Origin of the sequence: Bacillus yunxiaonensis (assembly GCF_037104695.1) — a bacterium.
Taxonomy (GTDB): domain Bacteria; phylum Bacillota; class Bacilli; order Bacillales; family Bacillaceae_G; genus Bacillus_A; species Bacillus_A yunxiaonensis.
Genome location: NZ_JBAWSV010000001.1, coordinates 581,526 through 602,224 on the forward strand (window position 1 = coordinate 581,526; position 20,699 = coordinate 602,224).

Annotated in this window: 24 protein-coding genes; 6 read left to right on the forward strand and 18 right to left on the reverse strand. The window is 33.7% G+C overall.

From position 1 onward, the window contains the following. Nucleotides 1-24 precede the first annotated feature (24 nt). From WAX78_RS02905 to WAX78_RS02925, 5 genes are all read right to left on the reverse strand, one after another. Nucleotides 25-459, reverse strand: a complete 435-nt coding sequence (locus tag WAX78_RS02905; protein ID WP_336481345.1) for a hypothetical protein — start codon at nt 457-459, stop codon at nt 25-27. Nucleotides 460-465: 6 nt separating this feature from the next. Continuing rightward, the gene (locus WAX78_RS02910; RefSeq protein ID WP_336480791.1) at nt 466-672 is read right to left on the reverse strand and encodes a helix-turn-helix transcriptional regulator; all 207 of its coding nucleotides are present in this window, start codon (nt 670-672) and stop codon (nt 466-468) included. Nucleotides 673-1,008: 336 nt separating this feature from the next. Beyond that, on the reverse strand, nt 1,009-3,093 hold the full coding sequence (locus tag WAX78_RS02915; protein WP_336480792.1) for a hypothetical protein: 2,085 nt from the start codon (nt 3,091-3,093) through the stop codon (nt 1,009-1,011). Between the two features lie 228 nt (nt 3,094-3,321). Continuing rightward, nucleotides 3,322-4,248 (reverse strand): alpha/beta hydrolase, encoded by a 927-nt coding sequence (locus tag WAX78_RS02920; protein ID WP_336480793.1) that lies wholly within the window; start codon nt 4,246-4,248, stop codon nt 3,322-3,324. After that, nucleotides 4,245-5,297, reverse strand: coding sequence for an NAD-dependent epimerase/dehydratase family protein (locus WAX78_RS02925; protein ID WP_336480794.1), 1,053 nt, complete (start codon nt 5,295-5,297; stop codon nt 4,245-4,247). Before WAX78_RS02925 ends, WAX78_RS02920 begins: the two co-directional genes overlap by 4 nt. 415 nt (nt 5,298-5,712) lie before the next feature. On the opposite strand from WAX78_RS02925, the gene WAX78_RS02930 reads away from it, so the two are divergent. Next, nucleotides 5,713-5,853: a YrzI family small protein gene (locus WAX78_RS02930; RefSeq protein ID WP_336480795.1), complete on the forward strand. Its 141-nt coding sequence runs from the start codon at nt 5,713-5,715 to the stop codon at nt 5,851-5,853. A gap of 210 nt (nt 5,854-6,063) precedes the next feature. Continuing rightward, nucleotides 6,064-6,246, forward strand: a complete 183-nt coding sequence (locus WAX78_RS25130; RefSeq protein WP_413789150.1) for a tyrosine-protein phosphatase — start codon at nt 6,064-6,066, stop codon at nt 6,244-6,246. A gap of 202 nt (nt 6,247-6,448) precedes the next feature. On the opposite strand, the gene WAX78_RS02935 is transcribed toward WAX78_RS25130, so the two are convergent. Continuing rightward, the gene (locus tag WAX78_RS02935; RefSeq protein ID WP_336480796.1) at nt 6,449-7,531 is read right to left on the reverse strand and encodes an AI-2E family transporter; all 1,083 of its coding nucleotides are present in this window, start codon (nt 7,529-7,531) and stop codon (nt 6,449-6,451) included. 146 nt (nt 7,532-7,677) lie between these two features. Between WAX78_RS02935 and WAX78_RS02940 the strand changes: the two genes are divergently transcribed. Continuing rightward, the gene (locus WAX78_RS02940; protein WP_336480797.1) at nt 7,678-8,487 is read left to right on the forward strand and encodes an HNH endonuclease; all 810 of its coding nucleotides are present in this window, start codon (nt 7,678-7,680) and stop codon (nt 8,485-8,487) included. Nucleotides 8,488-8,735: 248 nt separating this feature from the next. Here the strand turns inward: WAX78_RS02940 and WAX78_RS02945 are convergent, their stop codons facing one another. Then, nucleotides 8,736-8,828, reverse strand: coding sequence for a putative holin-like toxin (locus WAX78_RS02945; RefSeq protein ID WP_090996886.1), 93 nt, complete (start codon nt 8,826-8,828; stop codon nt 8,736-8,738). 184 nt (nt 8,829-9,012) lie between these two features. On the opposite strand from WAX78_RS02945, the gene WAX78_RS02950 reads away from it, so the two are divergent. Then, nucleotides 9,013-9,993: a phosphodiester glycosidase family protein gene (locus tag WAX78_RS02950; protein ID WP_336480798.1), complete on the forward strand. Its 981-nt coding sequence runs from the start codon at nt 9,013-9,015 to the stop codon at nt 9,991-9,993. 111 nt (nt 9,994-10,104) lie between these two features. On the opposite strand, the gene WAX78_RS02955 is transcribed toward WAX78_RS02950, so the two are convergent. The 3 genes from WAX78_RS02955 to WAX78_RS02965 form a co-directional block, all read right to left on the reverse strand. Beyond that, entirely contained in the window at nt 10,105-10,578 is a 474-nt protein-coding gene (locus WAX78_RS02955) for a tetratricopeptide repeat protein (protein ID WP_336480799.1), read from the reverse strand. A gap of 80 nt (nt 10,579-10,658) precedes the next feature. Continuing rightward, a complete protein-coding gene (locus WAX78_RS02960) occupies nt 10,659-11,360 on the reverse strand; it encodes a phosphopantothenoylcysteine decarboxylase domain-containing protein (protein WP_336480800.1) in 702 nt (233 codons plus the stop codon). A 12-nt stretch (nt 11,361-11,372) separates the two neighbouring features. Beyond that, nucleotides 11,373-12,197: an AAC(3) family N-acetyltransferase gene (locus tag WAX78_RS02965; RefSeq protein ID WP_336480801.1), complete on the reverse strand. Its 825-nt coding sequence runs from the start codon at nt 12,195-12,197 to the stop codon at nt 11,373-11,375. Nucleotides 12,198-12,539: 342 nt separating this feature from the next. Here WAX78_RS02965 and WAX78_RS02970 point away from each other — a divergent pair, with 342 nt between their 5' ends. Then, nucleotides 12,540-12,989 carry an AraC family transcriptional regulator gene (locus tag WAX78_RS02970; RefSeq protein ID WP_336480802.1) on the forward strand — a complete coding sequence of 150 codons (450 nt, stop codon included), beginning with the start codon at nt 12,540-12,542 and terminating at the stop codon, nt 12,987-12,989. A gap of 273 nt (nt 12,990-13,262) precedes the next feature. Here the strand turns inward: WAX78_RS02970 and pdxR are convergent, their stop codons facing one another. Next, a complete protein-coding gene (gene pdxR / locus WAX78_RS02975; RefSeq protein ID WP_336481346.1) occupies nt 13,263-14,654 on the reverse strand; it encodes a MocR-like pyridoxine biosynthesis transcription factor PdxR in 1,392 nt (463 codons plus the stop codon). A gap of 110 nt (nt 14,655-14,764) precedes the next feature. Between pdxR and WAX78_RS02980 the strand changes: the two genes are divergently transcribed. Continuing rightward, nucleotides 14,765-15,670 carry a DMT family transporter gene (locus WAX78_RS02980; protein ID WP_336480803.1) on the forward strand — a complete coding sequence of 302 codons (906 nt, stop codon included), beginning with the start codon at nt 14,765-14,767 and terminating at the stop codon, nt 15,668-15,670. A 506-nt stretch (nt 15,671-16,176) separates the two neighbouring features. Here WAX78_RS02980 and WAX78_RS02985 read toward each other — a convergent pair. From WAX78_RS02985 to WAX78_RS03015, 7 genes are all read right to left on the reverse strand, one after another. Then, nucleotides 16,177-16,617, reverse strand: a complete 441-nt coding sequence (locus tag WAX78_RS02985; protein ID WP_336481347.1) for an exosporium protein C — start codon at nt 16,615-16,617, stop codon at nt 16,177-16,179. Between the two features lie 143 nt (nt 16,618-16,760). Further along, a complete protein-coding gene (locus WAX78_RS02990; protein ID WP_336480804.1) occupies nt 16,761-17,261 on the reverse strand; it encodes a GNAT family N-acetyltransferase in 501 nt (166 codons plus the stop codon). Between the two features lie 113 nt (nt 17,262-17,374). Next, complete coding sequence (locus WAX78_RS02995; RefSeq protein WP_336480805.1) at nt 17,375-17,851, reverse strand: GNAT family N-acetyltransferase; 477 nt, start codon at nt 17,849-17,851, stop codon at nt 17,375-17,377. A gap of 18 nt (nt 17,852-17,869) precedes the next feature. After that, a complete protein-coding gene (locus tag WAX78_RS03000; RefSeq protein ID WP_336480806.1) occupies nt 17,870-18,634 on the reverse strand; it encodes a VOC family protein in 765 nt (254 codons plus the stop codon). A gap of 112 nt (nt 18,635-18,746) precedes the next feature. Next, the gene (locus WAX78_RS03005; protein ID WP_336480807.1) at nt 18,747-19,676 is read right to left on the reverse strand and encodes a hypothetical protein; all 930 of its coding nucleotides are present in this window, start codon (nt 19,674-19,676) and stop codon (nt 18,747-18,749) included. After that, nucleotides 19,657-20,223 carry a GNAT family N-acetyltransferase gene (locus WAX78_RS03010; protein ID WP_336480808.1) on the reverse strand — a complete coding sequence of 189 codons (567 nt, stop codon included), beginning with the start codon at nt 20,221-20,223 and terminating at the stop codon, nt 19,657-19,659. The genes WAX78_RS03005 and WAX78_RS03010 overlap by 20 nt, the downstream gene beginning before the upstream one ends. Before the next feature lie 14 nt (nt 20,224-20,237). Next, a complete protein-coding gene (locus WAX78_RS03015; RefSeq protein WP_336480810.1) occupies nt 20,238-20,699 on the reverse strand; it encodes a serine hydrolase in 462 nt (153 codons plus the stop codon).

A 20,699-nucleotide genomic window follows, 5' to 3' on the forward strand; every position in this document is an offset into this window, starting at 1 on the left:
TTTCATCTCCCTTTTTTGTTCAGATTAAATACGATTTAAAACACGAATAGTAGTTAGCCAATAGACAATGTATTGACCTACACCTAGTACGCCAATGCACATTAATGGAACGAGAATATTATGAGAAAAGAGGAAGCAAATTCCTGCCGTTACTGGAAGGGCAAAGCTATAGTAAATATACACATTCCTACAAGCCTTATAGGTGACCCACTGTTGACCTTCATCTATTTCACGAAATTCGGATGGTATAAATCCAAATACTTTAATCTTATCATCAGGATTCTTTCGGTTATAAAGCTTTGTAAGAATAAACCACAAAAAAGTAAACATTACCAAAATCCCAAAACACATTCTAGCCAAAGCGACCTGTGTGCTCATAAGAGAAAACAGTAAAAATGCAATGATCAATACAAATAAACTCGCACCAATAAGCGGTGACCTCAAAATCTGTTTCATCATACTCATTCATTCCTTTCCTTTTAAATAAAAAACATCTTCTACAGTAACATTAAACGCAGCAGCTATTTTTAACGCCATAGTGACAGATGGAGAATAATCACCTTTTTCAATTAATCCGATTGTCTGCCTTGTCACTCCAATTGCATCGGCCAAGTCTTGCTGAGTCCACCTAAATCGTGCTCGTAATTCTCTAACTCTGTTTTCAAGCATCATAATTTCCCTTCCCTCATTTTCTATGATTGTAAATGATTACCAACAAAATGTAAATAATCATTTGCATTTTGTAATAAATAATTGCCTAAGAAAACATAAATAACACCATCTATAATGGCGTTGTTTAGCTTATATGGCTTTTAAAATTCAATTAAGTACAAAAAGAATTAAACATTTTGATTAGACCTTCATTTTATAACTTCGCATCACTTGCACCTAAGAACACAAAAACAGACTGTAGAGAAACTTTTCTCCACAGTCTGAAAAATACCTTTTATACCTTGTTCCCGCTGTACGAATGGATAATAAGATTTCCCATTCATGTACATTTTACTTTCACTGAATTTCAATTACTCTGCTATTTCCGTTCTTTGCAATTTGTACTTTTGCATACAGCCCTTCCCCTTTTATAAGGGTAACGGGAACTTCACGCATACTTCCTATCGTAATATACCCGTAGTTCATATATCCTTTTATCCAGATGCCTTTTTCTTTCGGATAGTCATTGATCTTTATTTTATCTATTCGATAACTCTCTCCCTGTCCTTTTTTCAATTTTATAAATACAGGTGTTTTTGTTTCTTTTTTTGTGTCACGATTCAACATCATTTCGTTCGCTTCCACTTCTATTTTGTAAAAAAACCACACTTTTTTCGTTTGCGCTGATTTCTCAATTGGATTTTCTAATTCTAGTAACACAGTATTACTGTTATAATAGTTCCATTCTTGATGTGTAACAGTACCTAATAAAATAAAAGCAGAAAGTATACCCACTAACCATACATATTTTTTCTTGTATGTTATGTTATATGTTATGATATTCTCTTGTTTTTGCGGCTTTTTTGTTTGTAACAATATAATCCCTGCAAGAAATAGCATCCAGCTTAATCCATAGTTTCCAATGTAATTTGTTTCATACATAATAAGATTCGTAAACAAATAAATAACGATACCAATCCGCTTCATTACAGAATCCTTTACATATAGCATTCCTAACACAAGGAGTAATATATATCCACCATGTGCAATTACAATAAACCAAAAATCTGCACCTTCGTATTTCTCTAACAAATAGAAAAATACATACATCATTCCAAATCCTGCACTATTTCGTAATAAAAATTCATTTTTTCGTGCAATCGCAAAAATTAAAAATCCAATATGAATGAGTACGAGATAGCCCATACCTGTTGAATAGTCCGCACCTCTCATACACTCACTTAGTATAATCCCTTCCAATAACCACCATAAACTATGTTGTTCTGCCTTATGTTTTGCGAACATCCAATACGCAAAAATACAACCACCATACAACACTCCCCATATGTAATGATGATTTGTTACAAGCGTTGTAATTCCTGCCATGATAGCGAAGACAAATAAAAAAACACGTAAAAATTTTGCTGTTATTTTTTTATATCCCCATATTCCAAGCACACTTAGCATAGCGCTTATAATCATGATTACACTGCTTTTTCTTAATGTTTCCCATAAAATGAAATAGAGACCCGCAAGAAAAAGAACACTTCCTATTGAGCTTACTAAAACAAACAGCACATATTCTCCTATTTTTCGATGATTTGTTTGTGTTTGATTCTTTTTTTCTTGCCAAGTAAAAAATTGCTGCGAAATTACAACAAACAAAACGACCAATCCCATCAATATATAAGAGATATTCATAGTTAAATTTGTAAATAGATTGGTGATGTCTATCAATGCATACAATGACCACGCCGTTAAGATTGCGCCAGTTGTTATTCTATATAAATTTCCTTCTTTTAACCTTTTAAATATAATAACGTACATGACTGTCATGAGGATTGCACACACTACTTTGATCCAATAGTTAGGCTCTCCTCCTTCATATAAATTTTCAAGGTACACCATCCATAATCCTAGTAAACTAGTTGTGTAAAATAAATAACGCCCCGGCATTTTCAGTTCAATTCGGTACCACATAAGGGAAGCGATCGTTATTATAATAGATTGCCATTTATCCGAAACAGTAAACCACTTCATTTCGTTTATCGTTGATAAAAAGAAAAGTAACGCTCCGCCTCCAAGCACATACCATTCTGCTTTTTTGTCTGTTACATAAAGATATAACGCTGGAAGTAACCAACTAACAGAGAGCCATACTTCTTCGTTTTCTACACCGTAAATATTTCGAAGCATCCAACATGACCATGCATAAGCGAGATATAAGGTTACACGCATTCCTCTTAAAAACAACTTGTTTGCACACATTACATTTCTTATCGCAAAATACCACACTATTCCAATGACAGGTACCCCAACTACAGCTAAGCTTTGATACACGGTAGCCCATGAGTAGCGCATAGTCATCGTTAAAATGATATAAGCACCAAGTAAAGACCATACTCCAAGTATTTTAAAAATGTCATCTTTCCAACCTTTCATCCCCCATCCCTCCTTTTACAAGTCTATTCTTTTTATATGTATTTTTCACTTGTAATTTATATATTTTTCCAATTCATTACTTTTGATTTAAACATATAGGGTATGTAAAGAAAATAAAAAGGTCAAGGTTTCTCTTATTTTTATAGAAACCTTGATCCTTCTCAACACTTTATTCTAAAAGATTTCAACACGTAGTAACTGTCCTTTATTCTTTAATTATAATAGCATTTACATCAGTTCTAGTATGGTCTTTATCACGACCTCGGGATTTTCCAGCTGAATCGAATGACCATTCTCTGTTTGAATATGTTTTGTACAGTTTGTTAGTTGGCATAAAAGTTGCTGCTGCTCTTTCCATGTTGGATCTGAATTGTTAGAACTAATCGCGATGACCGGCAAGTTTTCTCGTAAACTATTTGCTCGTTTTACTTGTTTCGCTGACTCTTCACTATACAACATCTCTTTGTAGACAGCTTCATATGCTCCGGCAGTGTATCCCACATGTTTTACGTGATCTTGAACTTGCGCCGGAAGGCTTCTGCCTCCTACTGGCATATTTAATAAACGCGGCAAACCAATCGCAGAAGTGATATATCCTAATCTCATCTGTTTTACACTTTTTACGTATTGTTGTGATCTCTCCTCGTTCATTTCCTCCTTTAAATATCGATTTTCATGTACAGCATCAACCAATACAATTCCTGATACCTCATCAGGATATTGACTTGCAAATAAACGCATATTTAGTCCTGCAAATGAATGTGCTACTAAAATATAAGGAGGAGCAATTTGCATTTTTTCTAAAGCAATTTTCAAATCATTGACTACTTCTTGACTAGTCGATAAACCACTTCTCGTATCACTCCAGCCATATCCAGCCCGGTCAAAAGAAACCACCCTTGTAAACTTTGATAATTCAGGCTGGACAAGACACCAAGCTAAGCAATTACCACTTAATCCTGCATCTAAAATAACAGTCGGATTTCCATTTCCTTCACCAGAAATCATAGTATGAACATTACGACCATCTACATTTACAATACTTCCAGGCTCTTTCGTTGCATTCTTTTTTCTTATGTACATATTTACAGCTGTAAATGGAAATAGTACTATGCTAATTGCTGTTTTTAAAAGAGAATCTGCTTGAAAACTCATGACAATGGTTGTGCCTCCATCCATCTTTTCAATAATTGTTGTTCTTTTTCAAATGCTAACCCTGCTTTTCGTTCTTCGGTTTCACTACGCAACTGTTCCCACTTCCAAATATCAAAAATCGTTTCTTCAAGTGAGCGAAATGTCAGCCCCGTACTTAACACCTTATCAATATTAAATGAACTGTCACCTCGCCAAGGTTCTTTCTCTTCTGGAAGAGCAAATTCCTCCGGTATCCACAACGGCATTTCAGTCCAAGGTGCTACATTGTTCTCAAGTAAAAACTTTTCACTTACCCAAACAAATTCTGAATCACTATTTGTTATACCTTTGCAACTTTCTAATAACCGCTCCATTGTTAATGGATAGTCTGGTCCCGTCACATTATAAATTCCTGTAATATTTTGTTCAATCATGTTAACAATCCAAATCGCCAAATCTTTCACATCAATAAATTGTATTTTTCTTTTGGGATTTCCTGGCGCTAATACTCGGCCACCTTTTGCGATTCGTTTTATCCAATAAGGTAACCGATCTGAATAATCATTTGAGCCGACAATAAGCCCCGCTCTTACAGACAGTACTTGACCCGGTAAATGTTTCTCAGCTTCTATTTCGCATAATCTTTTTAAAGGGCCATAATACTCGTTGTAAGTAGTCCCTGCCGCACTCCCGTCAATTTCTGCTGCTTTTTCTTCTGATAAAGTTTGTACTTCATAATCTTCTGTAATTCCCACTGGAATCCAATCTTTATATACAGACAGACTAGAGATAAAGGTATAATGCCGAACATGATTTGCTAACATAGATGTGGACTTCTCTACAGTTCGCGGAGCAAATCCGCACGTATCAACTGCTGCATCCCATACTCTTCCCTTCAGTACATCTAGGTCTCTATCTCGATCACTAATAAGCACTTCTACATTTTTATCTTTGAAAATATCATTGTTGTTGCCCCGATTCAATATAGTCACTTCATAGTTTCTCTTTAATGCCTCTTCAACTACAGCTCTTCCTAAAAAGCGTGATCCACCTAAGATTAATAATTTCATTCCCATCCCTCCCCACGCTAATAATTCGTCATTTACGATTACATTTCCCTTAGAAGTTATGCGATTTCATCAAAATTCAAAATTTTTATCCTATTTTTACATTTCAAGGGTTTACAAAAGTTACCTAATTGTATATACTTACTTAAGTAAGAAAAAATTTCCAAAGGAGGTCGAATGAAATGATGAAAATAAGTGTTTATGTAGCATCTGTCTTACAATCAAATATATATTCGACCACCCATATGGAGAATTGAAAATCGCCTTTATTATGATTAAATAATTCTGCCACAGGAGGTCGAATGCCTTCCTGTGGCTTTTTCACGCCTTGCCGCAGGAGCACTTTGTCTTCCTGTGGCTTTTTTGTGCGATTTTCGCCTTCTTACAAATTTATTCACTCGAGAGGAGTAAACAGTATATGACATTTCATGTATTCTTTTTAACGATTACGATTCAAAAAACACGTCTATCTAGAGAAGAGCTTGAACATGAACAACGTGTTCAAAAGATCATGGACGAAGTAAAAGATCGTCAAATTTCGTTTTATAACCACCTTTAATTTTTTAATAACAAACAACAATGAAAGGAGATGTTTAGAATGATTTTGTCAAAACGGCGAATTATGATTTGGATTGCGGAGGTAGACTCTGCATAACAAATCATAATCTTATGTGAGAATGTTAAATAAACGAAGATAAGTATTTAAAAGAATTTCATTATGTGTAACCGAAGATATAATCATGAAAGCTATGAAGAATTTATTAGATAGATGCGTCTTCTTCAAACCTCACCTGAGTGCGTAAAACCAATATTAGAGGTACGGCGTAAATATTTAGATGAGATTTACAATGAGATTATAGAAAAATACGGTACTATTGAAAATTATCTTTGTCAACTTTGTAACATACAGCAAAGCAGCTTGCAAAATTTGAAAAATCTACTGCTGGAATAAAGTAAAACTTCCATCAGTTAGGGTTTTCCTCATCCCCACTGATGGAAAGCTCTCACCAATCGGGCTTTTACAGGCAGTTATTCCTCACCTATTCTTTGAATCTTGAGATGGGGATCTTACTGCCCGCGAATAGCGGGATAAAATCATACTATCGGTACTAAAACACAAGAAGACCAGCTACAATATGTAACTGGTCTTCTTTCTACTTCTTATTTTTTTTCACTTTAAAAAGCCTTACTAAATTTAAAACGATTGTTTTCGTCACAGCATACGCTGGTACAGCTAAAATCATCCCAATAATTCCCGCAAAATTTCCGACACCAAGAATTAACACAATAATCGTTAACGGATGAATATTTAATTTTTCACTCATGATTCGCGGTGATAGAATATTACTTTCAAATTGCTGAACAATCGTTACAACAACAATAACCCATAACGCTTGCACCGGTGATACAAATAGTCCAACAATAACCGCTGGCGCTGCCCCAATAAAGGGACCTAAGTTTGGAATGATATTCGTAAGTGCCGCCACAACTCCTAAAATAAAAGCATAAGGCATCCCGATAATTAAATAACCGACAAATGTGAAAGCTCCGACAAATAAACAAACAAGCGCTTGGCCTTGAATGTATGCAGCAAGGGTTTCATTCATCTCTTTTAAGACACGACGCCCTTCTTCATGATACGACTCTGGTAAAAAACGAACTGCTGCTCCAGGAAATTTATGTCCATCTTTAAACATATAAAACAAAATAAATGGAACTGTGAAAATAACTAATGCAATGTTTGTAATAATACTAACTAATACAGTCGCACTCGCTGTAAGCGTATTTGGTATATCTTTCAAATAATTAAGAGCATTCTTTTCTAATACTTCTAATGAAACATAATCTTGTGTTGTAAGCCATTGAAATAACCTATGATTTGATAAATCTGTTATGTATTCTTTCCCAACCTTAATATAAGTTGGCATGTTCTTTATTAAATCCATCAGCTGATGAGAAAGAGTTGGAACCACAACACCGATCGAAACGGCTATTAATGCAATAATGAATACGTACAGTAGCAAAATAGCTAAACCACGTGGCACTTTTTTGTTCTCTAAAAAAAGAAGAACAGGATTAAACATAAAATAAAGAAATAAAGCAATTAAAATTGGGAAAAACAATGTGGAAATAAAAATACCGATTGGCTGAAATAAAAACGATATTTTTGTACAGATAAAAATAATCGTTACAACCATCAGCACTTCTAATGTCCAAAAATGAGCTTTCGATTTCAAAAAAAAGCCTCCTTTTAAATTTCTCTTCTCATTGTAACAAATCAAAACAAAATTTTACATGCTATTTCTTCGTTCTTTATTCCAAAACATAAATAAATACACTACAATAAAGACATATAAAAATTTGCAACTAAAAGGTGATAGCTATGACGATGTGCAGTATATGTAGAGAAAAAGAAAAACAACATGCAGAACAATATGTTATTCCAGAAGTGTTATGTGGATATTACTATATCGATACAGTGTGTGAAGCATGTCATGAAAGAGTAGTAACAAATGTAGATCGTCCATTAATTAGCCATAAATTAATTCAGTATAAAATAGATCAACTTAAACATCAAATTGATTCCCCTCTTCTAGATATATATGATGAAGAATATGCAAATGACGAAACTGATAGCGACGAATTTCAATTTTCAAATTCTCTTATTATGAAACTATGCAAAAGACATGATATCTCACTTCATGATGAAATATGGAAAGAAGAACGAGTAAAAAAAGTTGCTGGTTCCATTCAACGCGAATTACTGCTTGATAATCGCAAATATAAGATGAGTTTATTGAAAATGGCTTATTTATTTGCTGTACATACAATAGATGGTTACTTTCATGATCCAGATGCAGTTGCCATTTCTAATATTTTATTCAATGTAGATTTTATCGAATTAAAAGATAGAAATATTGTACGAGATTTAAGCAAAAGTTCATTGTGGAACACATTAAATACCGATTGCGAAAATCATTATTTTATTTTATTAAGTGATAAAGATGGCTTATTCTGTTTTATTCGCCTCTTTGATGTGTTTGATGTCGTTGTTCATCTTTCTCAAAAAACATATGACCTTCCGTCGCCAATTGTTGGTGTAAATGATACAATCAATCAAGAGTTTTACAAAAAAAGTTTAAAAGAATATATGAACGGATTATTTAAAACAACAAGCGGAACTCGACCTTGAAAACCAATCGATGCGATTACAAAAACAAGAACATACGGTCTCCTTCCTTACATAAACAGGATTATGCTATAATAACAATGAAAAGAGCAATACAATCACATAAATAAATCAAATTAGCATATGAATAGAAAAAGACTAGTGTGCGGCAACACACTAGTCCCATATAACTCAGCAGAGTGGATTATTCATTATCCTATTTGTTTCTTATGAATGAAACAACCCACCTTCTATTGGCGTAGAGTGGGTTGTTATTTTTTGAGCTTGTCAATTAATAACACAACAAACGTCAGCAATGCAACGAGAAAAAGACCACCTTGCAAAAGTAACGAAAGTTCACTCAAATTATCACCTCCCTTCATTAGAGAAGTGATAATAGAACAACCACTCTGGCCATGAGTTACTCTTTCATTTTATCATATTTTTCTAATTTTTACGACGAAAACCGGTAAGCTTTATGCATGCCGGTTTTTAATTGTGTTGAAAAATAATAAATGTGACATACTATGAAAAAAAGAAGGTATTCACATGCATAGAAGGATAAAAAAGGGAATAAAACGAATTAGTCTCGTACTCCTCATTGTCCTAGCAGGAGGAGTGATTTGGTTGTACAGTACAAGCGCTGGCCATAAACTTCGCGAAATGATCGGAGGATCTATTCTGTCATCACAGCACCCGCAATTCGCAAGATTACTTTTGTCAAAAGATGAAATTCAACAATTGGAAACTGCTATTTATGCACCGCCCACCCAAAAATCAAAACTTCACAATTTTTTATTTTCCCGTAAAAAACAGCACTTATCTGTAACTGTTGAAACGCTCGAAGATCCACATTTCACAGCAAAAATAATGAAGGTTAACGATCCGACTACCATTCATTTAGTAAGTTCCAAATATCATAATCAAGGACAACCATTATCTGATCTCATTGAACAAAATGGTGCTATTGGAGGTATCAACGCAGGAGGATTTAAAGATCCAGGAGGTGTTGGGCGTGGCGGAGAAGTCATAGGGATTGCAATTTCTGATGGCATTATTCGTTCAGAGCCTGGATTTAGTCGAGATGCACGTAATGCTGTTTGCGGATTCACAAAAAAAGGACAATTCATTACAGGAACATACTCCATTAATGAGTTAGAACATATGAACGTAACACAAGCTGTTACATTCGGGCCGCAACTGATTGTAGACGGAAAAGATATGGTGACGGATCACATTGAAGAAGCATATGGCTGGGCGCCTCGTACAGGAATCGGACAAGATTCACAAGGGAATGTAATAATGATTGTAACAGACGGAAGATTTTATTGGAACAAGTATCACCGTGGTGCTTCTATGAGAGATATGGTATCCATTTTCCAAAAATATGGATGTATAGATGCATTTGCCTTAGACGGTGGAGGTTCTTCAACGATGATTTATAAAGGGGAATTACAGCTTAAACCTGCAACTGAAACTTCCGTAGGAATGCGCTATCTTCCAAATGCATTTGTAATCATCCCGAAATAACAAATACTCTTAAAGAATGTTATTTATTCAGTACTCTTAACTACCGGCTGAATATTTTATCTTTCGGCCGGTAGTTATATACTTGTAACTCTACCATTTTATTTAAAGATTTTATTTAAAGATTTCATTTAAACGCTCTTTATAAAATGTAATTGCTTTTGCATATGTTTTTACACTTTCCGTTTTCATTGCCACATCTAGCAGGAGTTTCATCGCTTCTTCATGAGATTGTACATTATACTTTGCCAATGATAAAAACACTTTCATTACATCATCATCTGGATAACGTTCTATTCCAGCTTCTAATGCAGCAATCGCTTTATCATATTCCCCAATACAGCGATATGTACTCCCTAAACCGATATAAGCCCCGCGTAAGCTTTCTCCTTCTAATCCCTGCTCAATAGCTTTCTCATAATATAAAACGGCTTCCGTTTCCATTCCCATCGCATCATGCGTCCATGCACATTGATACAAGACTTCGGGATCTTGCGTAAAGTTTGTTAAACCTAACAATATCTCTCTTGATTGAACAAATTTTTGCTCGTTGCGTAGTTGGATTGCTTTTTTTAGTAGATTTTCCATCCCCTTGCCCTCCTCATTTCACTCAATATATCTATGTATAATTCCCAGCATTACTTTTTAATAATATATATTCCCGCTTATTATGAATGATGAATAAGCAATTGTTCTCTTTCAGAATGAATCGTTGCGATTTTATCAATCAAAACTTTTGCTGTCTCTGCTTTATCGTTACATACTTGCACGTCACCATCTTTAGAAATAATGTAGTGATTCGTTTCATATGTATATAGTGCATCTGAAGCATTCGCAACCATAAAATCTGCTTGTGAACCTTTCATTCGAGCTTGAGCTCTATTTACTAATTCTTGTTGATTTACACCGCTTTCTAATTTAAATCCAGTTAATACAACATTGGGATCCCATTGTTTAATTTGTGCCAATACCTTTGGAGCTTTCTTAAAATGAATAACTGGCGGCATATCACTTGATAACTTACCTATTTCATTCATTATATTTCCGTCTCGATCGACAATTTTATCAACAATCCAGTCTGATCCAGCCGCTGCCATAATAACAATATCTATTTTTTCACGTGTAATTATTTGTTTCATTTTATCTTGCAAATCGATAATTCCCTCAAAAGAATAAGATGAAAGATTATCATCTGTTTCAGGTTTTTCTGCAAAATAACCGTGTAAATATATAACCGAAGCTCCTACTTTCAAAGCTTCTTCCGCGAGAAGTCTTCCCATTCTTCCAGTTGACAAATTTGTATGTCCCCTAACTTGATCCCACTTTTCTAAACAGCCGCCACTTGTAATTAGTACCTTTTTCTCCTTCATGTTCTCCATCCTTTAATTACATATTTTATTCGTTTGCTTTTGTGTCAAAAACCACTCTGTTCCAAAATCGACAGCTTTTTGTTGTTTCATCAATTTACATGATGCATTTCCAATCGTTCCATATGTAACCATTCCTGTTTCATCAAGTGCCTTTCCTAGCGGCTCAAAATCATCAGAATCATATTCGAATTCCTCATACTCTTTCCATATACGAACTCCATTTTCAATAATCGGTGCCCCAATTTGTACTTTATCTCGATATTGCGCACGAACTTCAGATAAATGAAGTGATGTATTGGAATCATGATCCACCCCAATTAACAATATATATCCATCTAAATCATATATTTTTTGTAAAGGTGACAGTTCTCCAAAACTAGGAGAAAGTTCGTGATTTTCGGTAATTTGTTCTGCATTCTTTCCCCATGCTGCAAAACTATGTAAAGGATGATTACTTCTCTTTGTATTTGGATAAGTACGAAAACATTCCACTACTTCTCCCATACTTCGCGTTGGTGTTGTTTTTGGATCAAAAGGCGGTACATTGTCACGAATAATTTCCCACCAACTTTCCGGAACCGGTGGCATTTGCCAATTTTTCGGATCGGATAAATCACTCGTTTGTGTCGGCATAACAATTGTACCTTCTTCTGTAACAACTTTCATTAATGCTTCTACTACAGCCAAAGCACCTCCACTCACCCAGCCTATAGAACTAAGGGATGAGTGCACAATAACGGTCATTCCTTCTGTAACACCTAACTTCCGTAAATCACTTGCAATTGTATGAATTGTATTTGGTATTTTTGTTTTTGCAATAATATCGTTTATATTCATAAAAAGCCCTCCATGCTATATAGGAAATATAATTTCTTATAAATTCCATTTATATATTATCATATTTTTCTTAATATTTAACAAAAACAAATAGAACAACTTGAAATACATAGTTGTAATTCATCAGATACAGAAATAGACATACAAAAACGCCATCCTTTCTTATTGTGCAAGGATAATAAAATTATTAAAAAAACAATAAAGTTAATTAAAAGTTTTTTACATCACTACGGGGCAGGTTATTGAATAAAAAAATCCATATGATTCAAAAATATCCTTTTAAAAAAGTGCTTGAAAAACATTTTAACTAGCATTATCTTTTCTAAGAAAGGGGACTAAAATATGAAAATAACTATTGAAGAATTACCTGAATCAAAAATCACTTATTTTCGAAATGTTGGGGAGTATGGTGAAAAGCAAAACAAAGATTTAATGGAGTCTTTTAAAAAGTGGGCACAGTTGAATGGTGTATTTAATAATTCTACAATTTTAGGTATACCACAGGATAACCCTGAGGTTACTCCTAAAGAGGAATGTCGTTATGATGTTTGCGTTATTATAAATAAAGATTTTAATGTGGCAGAACCAGCTCAAGTTGGTAAATTTTCTGGCGGAAAATATGCTGTTTTCTTGCTTGATCATACAAAAGAGGCGATCAATGAATTTTGGGGTAATATTTTTTCTGAAATAGAAAAAAATAATCTATCAATAAGAGAACAACCAATTGTAGAAAGATATACTTCACAAATGATTGATAATCATTTATGTGAAATATTAGTTCCTATACAGTAACAGATTTTCTGACACTACCCCTTAAATAAGTTTGTGGAGATTAATACTTTTTTAAACAACTTTACATAACCTTACTACATTCAATATGTAGTAAGGTTATTGTCTTCTATATTGAAATTAAACATCTTTATTATTACTAAACACTTATGATTCTACAGAAAGAATAGCGTATTTTTTCATTTTAGGGGGGATTTTGTTTTATTAGGTTGATAGCGATGTGACGCTACCCCTAATAGGAAAAACGAAAAAACTTTTTTAGGGAAAAAATCAAGATTATAACCAAATTTTTGCTAGTTGAGATACTCCTTTTATTATCTTTTCTTCACATAAATTACCCAATCCAAGTTGAATATGCGGATATTGTGGTATATATTTCGAGAAATATTTTGAGCAAGGATAAACTGCAATTCCGTGTTCATATGCCCTTTCAATTAGCATTTTTTCACTCATTTTTGTTTTAACTTCAATAATAACGAAAATTCCGGAGCTACCACCTTTTATTTCAACATAATTCTTAAAGTGTTTTAGTAATTCCCTATTCAATAGATTCATTTTACGTTTATACAAAGCTTTCATCTTCCTTAAGTGTGAGTACCAATATCCTTCATTCATAAAGGTCGCCAGTGTTCTCTGATGAATGGATGAGGATGTTTGCTCAAGCAAAGGGAGTATCTTTTTATATTCACTTACTAGCCTCCTAGGCAAAACCATATAACTGACACGGATAGAAGGTAACAGTGCTTTTGAAAAAGTTCCTAAATAAACCACCCTATCATTAGAATCTAAACTTTGAAGAGACGGTATAGGTTGATGGATGTATCGAAATTCACTATCGTAATCATCCTCAATAATATATCCTTCCACCCTTTTTGCCCATTGAATTAACTTTAATCTTTCATTGACGGGGATAGTTACTCCATATGGAAAGTGGTGAGTGGGAGTGACATATAAAAGTCTAGAAGGCGATTTTAAAAGGCGATCGACTTGGATGCCTTGTTCTTTTACCGGGATCGGATCAATGATAAATGACTGAAGAGCAAATAGTTCCCTTGCCACATTATATCCAGGGTCCTCTACTGCCAGATAATGATAGTCTTGCTTTAGCAACAGCGACAAAAGTAATAACAAGTGTTGTGTGCTACTGCCAATAATAATCTGTTCAGCAGAAGTATTAACCCCTCTTGATTGAAACAAGTAATCTGCTAGTACCTTTCTTAATTTAATATCGCCTTGTTTTTCTCCGTATGAAAACATGCTAGAGTCTTTAACGATTTTGTTTGTAAGCATTCTCCATTTTTTCAAAGGGAAGTTCTCTTGATCCACTGTCCCAATCTTAAAGTCAATAAATTTTATGTCAGTTTGATTTTTTTCATGATGCTGTTCTCTAATGGGTTCATAATTAAGCGTCTCATCCGATATAGTTGCCTCTACAAAAAATCCCTTTTTGTTCTCACTTCGAATATATCCTTCCGATTGCAATTGTTCATAGGCTACCTGAGTTGTGTTTCTGCTGACCTCTAATTGGAGAGCAAGTTGTCTAATCGATGGCAACTTTGTATTCCTTTCTAATTTACCAGATAAAATCTGAGTACGTATGTATTGATAAACTTGTTGGTACATAGGAGTGTTACTTTCTCGATTGATATTAAATATTAGTTCATTCATCATTGAAATACCTCATCTGTCATTTGTGTTTATTGTAAACTGTACCTTTTAGAAATGACAGTATAAATGAATAATGAATTTAGAAAAAATTTTGATCTGGGAGATAACTTATGACAATATTTATGTACATATTTTGTTTGATTGTATGGGGACTCAACTTTATAGCAGTAAAAATTCAAGGAACTCCTGTCAGCTTGGAATTATCCTTAACTTATCGTTTAGTTATGACAGCCTTTTTATTTTTGATTCTTGTTTGGTTCCTTCAACCAAGAGGGAGGCCAACAAGAAAAGATATCCCATTTGTAATAGTTTTTGGTGTATGTAACTTTGCATTAAGTTACTTATGCCTTTATTACGCCACAATTTTGAGTTCTGCAGCAATCGTAACATTGGTTTTTTCATTAAAGGTGATTTTGACCCCGATTACTCTCCGGATTTTTTTAAAAGAAAAGTTACATTCACGCGTTTTGTTTGGGGGGATTTTGGGTGTATTAGGCGTATGTATTCTCATCTATCCGAATTTGAACAACTTTCAAGGGTCCAATGACATAAAAGGCATTATGGTTGCGATCTTAGGTACGCTTCTTACAGCAGTAGGTGATGCCAGCTCAGCACGAAATGCAAGTCACAAGGTGAATCCTATCTACGCAAATGCCATTGGATTTACAGTGGGCAGTATATTGATGGGAGTAATTGTATTATTTCAAGGACAAGAATTTATTTTTCCAACATCGTTTTCATACTTATCTGTGTTGCTATATTTAACTCTGGTTGCTTCATTTGTAGCATGGTTATTCTATTTGAAGCTTGTAGAAAAAATTGGAGGAGCTCAAAGTGGCTATATGGTTGCACTTTTCCCGGTAATTGGAGGAATAGCTTCCGTTTTAATCGGTGAGTCAGATCCATCATTGTATTTGTTTGCTGGTTGCTTTTCTAGCTGTATTGGCGCTGCCATCGCATTAGGGTTTGGAACTCGGAAGCAAAATGCGAAATTACCTCTAAAAAGAGCTAATTAAGAAAGAATAAGTCTTGTGAACTTGAAAATAGAGCTCATTTATTGGGTTCTCAAGTTGTTGACCAAGAATGCATGAACACTTAAACAAATGGAATATAGACTATAGGGGTCACCATACATTACTATCAACCTAAGAGGAATTTATATCCATAATTCATAGAAAGCGTTATTCTTTTTGTAGAAATATACAGAAAGGATGGCGTTTTTTTCATTTTAGGGGGAATTTTGTTTTGTTAGCTTGATAGCGATGTGGTGCTACCCCAACGAGGCTTGAACTTGATAAAAGGAAAAAGGAGAACACATATTTCTCATGACTAATATGTATTCTCCTTTATTTTTAGGGATTTTTGTGAGTTAGGTCTTGATAATGTTAAAGTCCAAGATATAGTTGACGGAAATGGGGCTGATAGTAGTAAATTTCTTATAATCCTTATTTCATAAAAAGAGAGGAGGAGAAACTCCTCTCTAAACAAAATAAAGATGTTCCCAATTTTTATTCATCATATATTATTCATGACGATCATGGTCTTTTGCTATAGCTAAAGCACTAAAAGACAGTGGTCCGACAACAGCAGCCGTTGTACCCGGAGTAATATTCTCGGCAGTTACACGATACTTATGAGAACCAGCTTTTACATTCGTGTCTATAGCTTGAAATGTTACGATATAAAATTGTTCTGAGTCAGCAGATTCTATCCCTTGTTGAGCCACAAAGATTTCTTGATCATCACGAAAAACTCTAAACACAATTTGAGCGATACCAGTAATCCCTTTTATACCAACAGTGAAAATCAGTTCCACATGATTTTCGCGTGCATGTTTTTTCGGAATATGAACTTGTAGATCTGCCAATTTAACTTTTTTTGGGGATTGTGGAATAGTAAAAGCTTTTGTTTCATCAATCTTACGAAGCGGCTCTGTTGCTTGGTAATCAACAATTCGAAATATTATAATCACCTCCTCTATCTCTACTTTAAAATATGTAATAGAGATAGAGTTTGCTTGGATATCTATCATTCTTTCTGTTTTTTAACATTAAAAAAACATTAGCTGAGCCAATTGAATCTATTTCACTTTTATATGTATATTTCTTATAAAAATAACATCATATATTCTTCATCTCGATATATTTCACCAATTTTCAATGCCTTTTTTTCTACACCATACGTTTCAAATCCAATTGAATGATATAATTTTTTGGCCGCAATGTTGTCGGAAACAACTGATAAACCAATTTGTTCTATATTTAGAGTCTTTGCTTTTTTCACGATTTCTTGTATTAGATTTCTTGCATATCCTCTTCCTCTGCTTTGAAAACTTACATACATTCCTACGATGTGTCCTTTATGACGGAGTGCTGCTCTTGATTCTGTTAATAGTGTTACAATTCCTACTAGACTATTCTTCTCATCAAAGGCCCCGAAAGTATAGTTATCTTCTGCTTGTAAATTTTGTGCCGCTTGCTTGATAGGTTCTTTCTTTTGAATTGCTTCTTCATATGTAGTAACGTATGCCTCTGGATTTTTCTGCAGTGCTTCTAAACGTAACTTCCAATAATTTTCTGCATCAGTTTCAGTCAAGATTCTAATCATTATGCTACTTCCTTTCTTTCATACAAAATTTTATATTTTCCTTTTATATTATTAAAAGCATTGAGTTTACATAATATTATTATGTAAATTTTTTTGTGCTATAACGTTTATAACTATAATCCATAGCCTTCTAAAACAACTTCCATGTTTAACTTCCTCATCATGAATTTCTCTGGTTCTGTAATTTTCTCAAATCCATACTGCTCGTATAACGTATGAGCATCTTGTGTAACTAGCATAAACCGTGTACCTTTTAACTTTGGATGGTTTACTATCGTCTCAATTAACCACTTGCTTAAACCTTTTCCTCTGCACGTAGGAAGAATAAATACATCTGCTAACCAAGAAAAGCGAACAAAATCTGTGACGACTCTTGCAAAACCTACTTGTTGATTCGTTTCACTATCATATACGCCATAACAAAGTGATGAGTTTTGAATTGTTTCTACAATTAGTGCTTTGTGTATCCCCTTTGCCCAATAAGAATCGTTACAAAGAAAAGCATGAATAGTGTCAATTTGTAACAAGTCTTTATTGGTTGAAATATAATAACTGTTATTTTTCTCTACATATAAATCAGTTTCCTTCATTTCAAGTTCCCCCTTATTTTACAAAGATAAAGGTAAGTGTAAGTATTTCGGAATAGAGTCTAGAAACTCTGGTGTATATTTCAATGTAATAGAATAAGAATACTGTTTAAAATGTAATGTATTTTCTTTTTTCTGTACTTTTTGTATAAATTCTAGATCTGGCGTTCCAAAGGTGATGCTCATTGATGGCATTAATGCTCTCATATCAATTGGAATCCACGGTCTTCCTTCTTTTACAACAACTACATGTGCAGTTCCTGCAATTACAAAATTGAATATATCTTGGTCATGTATTGTTTTCATTTGCAATGTATTTTTCAACCATTCTCGAAACATAGGAACAGACGGAACTGGAAATCCAACTTCTCGAACATACAAAACTTGCAAAGGACCATTTTTTTGTAAAACATCTTCTTGTACATACTCGTGTGAAATAATCTCAAGAATATTTCCATCACAATCTTTAAAGTATACTGCTTTACTTATCGGAGAATGATATGTAACTTTTTCTCCTTCTTTATCTTTTAAAATTTGTACGCCTGACTGTATAAGCCACAATGCGATTTCATCAAATAGTGAGTATGGCACTTGAAAAGCAAGATGTATTGGTACAATTGGTTCTAATAATTCTTTAAAACTAATGGTTGTAAAAGGAGTAATTTGAAATTGAATGTAAGTTTCTGTTTGTTTTACAATAGGAAATTGCAGGATATCGGCATATACTTGTTTAACACCCTCAATAGATAATGTCTGTAATTCTATATTTGAAAAATGTGTAATCATATAGCATCCCCCATAATTTCAATACTTTTACTATTAATATACGAAATATACAAAGTAAAAAAATCCACTGAAAGAGGGATAATGTATTTACTACTTTTGTAGTACAGGCATATTAACTGATAGATTTTCTTCTTTTTCTATGTATAATAAAGCGACCATCTCGCTCTAAAACATGCTCCCAATTACGCATAACTTGTTCCACTGTTATACATTGGTACGCATTAAACATCGTTTGACCATCTTTATTAAATACAAGGTGATGCGTTAATGCATAACAAGCATGAACTATTAACCCACCTTGTTCCCAAACGAGCACATCACCTTCCTGAATGATTGTTGTATCTATTTCTTCAAAGTTTTTTCTACATAGAATTTGACTAAACTTATTTGGCTGCATCCACTCGTTTATATATTCATTTGATTTTCTTTTGTCTGTTTCAACCGCTGCCAATGTAGCTGCTAAGCAATTTGGTCCATTTGTATCAATAAATTCGTTTATAAAAGGCGTAATATGATTCTTCATTAAACCCTTAATTAATACAGAATCTTCGTACACAAACATTTCTGCAATATGAAGCAATAATAAAATCCTTAATTGCTCTGAAAGTTCTCTCCACATATATCCTTGTAAAATAATTAATTGTTTATTTTCATATGAAAAGGCATATCTTTCGAGCCACGATTCCCACTCTATCTGATTGGTTTTGGCATCATTTTGAAAAATTGCTCTTAAATCATATAATTCAAAAATAAATCCTCGTTGTAAACGAACTTGTTCTTTTAATATTTGTTTTTGAATTTGATTATCTAAAGTTAAAAATTCATCATTAGAAATTCTAGCAATATAAGAAGCTTCTTTCCTAACATTCCAAGTTAAAAATGCTGTTCTTTTATCTAAAGGAATATAAACTGCATTTCTCTCATCTACCTTGCAATATGCCGGTTTCTTTTCAAAGAAAAAATAGTCTCCATCAGGAACAAACATATCCTGCCATCTCTTTATCACTTCATCAGATATTTGATTATTTTTGACAGTATACACGATTATCACTCCGCAACATTTCAACAAATTCCTCTTTCAACATACTAAAACGATAACGATCAATAAATTCTCCGTGTCTCAATCGATCTTTTCTCATTAATCCTTCACGTACAAATCCAGCTCTTTCATAACTTTTCATCGCTTTCGTATTATCTGCATCCACTCGCAGCCAAATTTTTTCTAAATCGAATTGTTCAAAGCCAATTTGCAGCATTTGGTATAAAGCAGCCATTCCGTATCCTTTTCCCCAATATCGCTTATCACCAATCGCAATTCCTAGCTCTGCATTTTTATTTGTTCTATCGAAATTTTTCAAATCTACCCATCCGATATGCACACCTTCTTCGGAACAAATTGCTCTTTGTTCATATCCATTTGTTCGTTTCATACACATTTCAATCCATCTTCGTGTATCTTCACACGTAAATGGCGGATATTGATCTGGAACCATTAAATGCTTCGTTACTTCCTTATCTAATGACCATTGATATCGGTCTTCTATATCATCTAATGATAATTCTCTTAATCGAATATTCGGTAAATTCATTGTGTAATTTCTCCTCATTTTGTATATGTATGTACAACTAATTCTCCTATCTCTTTTAGTACTTGTTCTAGCTGATACCACTCGATATTTTCCTCATATGCATGAACAAATCCAATACACATTAACACTCGATCTTCTAAATATAAATACCCAACATCATTACAAAATTTATCAAGCCCACCAGTCATATGTAGCCATTCATATTGAGTAGGGAATTGGAAACCATCGGGATCTTCTTGTTCTTTTAAAGATTCAAAGATAAGTATATTGTCCTTTTCAGTCTCATATAAACATTTCATAAAATTAAATACACTAGTTGCTGTTCCACAATTCTCATTTATACTTGTATTATCTTTGTTTACAATAATATCGAGTCCTATGTGTTGTAATTCAATATTAATTTCATTTATATCGACTTTTTCTAAAATATAATCATATGCTTTCCTTGAATGTTTACTAATAGCTTCTTTAATCAT

What these genes read in the sequence shown, in the direction of transcription:
- WAX78_RS03000 (WP_336480806.1), bottom strand. Translation starts at nt 18,634, where the DNA reads ATGATTACACATTTTTCAAATATAGAATTACAGACATTATCTATTGAG.
- WAX78_RS02955 (WP_336480799.1), bottom strand. Translation starts at nt 10,578, where the DNA reads ATGGAAAATCTACTAAAAAAAGCAATCCAACTACGCAACGAGCAAAAA.
- WAX78_RS03015 (WP_336480810.1), bottom strand. Translation starts at nt 20,699, where the DNA reads ATGATTAAAGAAGCTATTAGTAAACATTCAAGGAAAGCATATGATTAT.
- WAX78_RS02920 (WP_336480793.1), bottom strand. Translation starts at nt 4,248, where the DNA reads ATGAGTTTTCAAGCAGATTCTCTTTTAAAAACAGCAATTAGCATAGTA.
- WAX78_RS02980 (WP_336480803.1), top strand. Translation starts at nt 14,765, where the DNA reads ATGACAATATTTATGTACATATTTTGTTTGATTGTATGGGGACTCAAC.
- WAX78_RS02930 (WP_336480795.1), top strand. Translation starts at nt 5,713, where the DNA reads ATGACATTTCATGTATTCTTTTTAACGATTACGATTCAAAAAACACGT.
- WAX78_RS02940 (WP_336480797.1), top strand. Translation starts at nt 7,678, where the DNA reads ATGACGATGTGCAGTATATGTAGAGAAAAAGAAAAACAACATGCAGAA.
- WAX78_RS02970 (WP_336480802.1), top strand. Translation starts at nt 12,540, where the DNA reads ATGAAAATAACTATTGAAGAATTACCTGAATCAAAAATCACTTATTTT.
- pdxR (WP_336481346.1), bottom strand. Translation starts at nt 14,654, where the DNA reads ATGAATGAACTAATATTTAATATCAATCGAGAAAGTAACACTCCTATG.
- WAX78_RS02965 (WP_336480801.1), bottom strand. Translation starts at nt 12,197, where the DNA reads ATGAATATAAACGATATTATTGCAAAAACAAAAATACCAAATACAATT.
- WAX78_RS02915 (WP_336480792.1), bottom strand. Translation starts at nt 3,093, where the DNA reads ATGAAAGGTTGGAAAGATGACATTTTTAAAATACTTGGAGTATGGTCT.
- WAX78_RS02950 (WP_336480798.1), top strand. Translation starts at nt 9,013, where the DNA reads ATGCATAGAAGGATAAAAAAGGGAATAAAACGAATTAGTCTCGTACTC.
- WAX78_RS02990 (WP_336480804.1), bottom strand. Translation starts at nt 17,261, where the DNA reads ATGATTAGAATCTTGACTGAAACTGATGCAGAAAATTATTGGAAGTTA.
- WAX78_RS03010 (WP_336480808.1), bottom strand. Translation starts at nt 20,223, where the DNA reads ATGAATTTACCGAATATTCGATTAAGAGAATTATCATTAGATGATATA.
- WAX78_RS02995 (WP_336480805.1), bottom strand. Translation starts at nt 17,851, where the DNA reads ATGAAGGAAACTGATTTATATGTAGAGAAAAATAACAGTTATTATATT.
- WAX78_RS25130 (WP_413789150.1), top strand. Translation starts at nt 6,064, where the DNA reads ATGCGTCTTCTTCAAACCTCACCTGAGTGCGTAAAACCAATATTAGAG.
- WAX78_RS02925 (WP_336480794.1), bottom strand. Translation starts at nt 5,297, where the DNA reads ATGAAATTATTAATCTTAGGTGGATCACGCTTTTTAGGAAGAGCTGTA.
- WAX78_RS02960 (WP_336480800.1), bottom strand. Translation starts at nt 11,360, where the DNA reads ATGAAGGAGAAAAAGGTACTAATTACAAGTGGCGGCTGTTTAGAAAAG.
- WAX78_RS02905 (WP_336481345.1), bottom strand. Translation starts at nt 459, where the DNA reads ATGATGAAACAGATTTTGAGGTCACCGCTTATTGGTGCGAGTTTATTT.
- WAX78_RS02910 (WP_336480791.1), bottom strand. Translation starts at nt 672, where the DNA reads ATGATGCTTGAAAACAGAGTTAGAGAATTACGAGCACGATTTAGGTGG.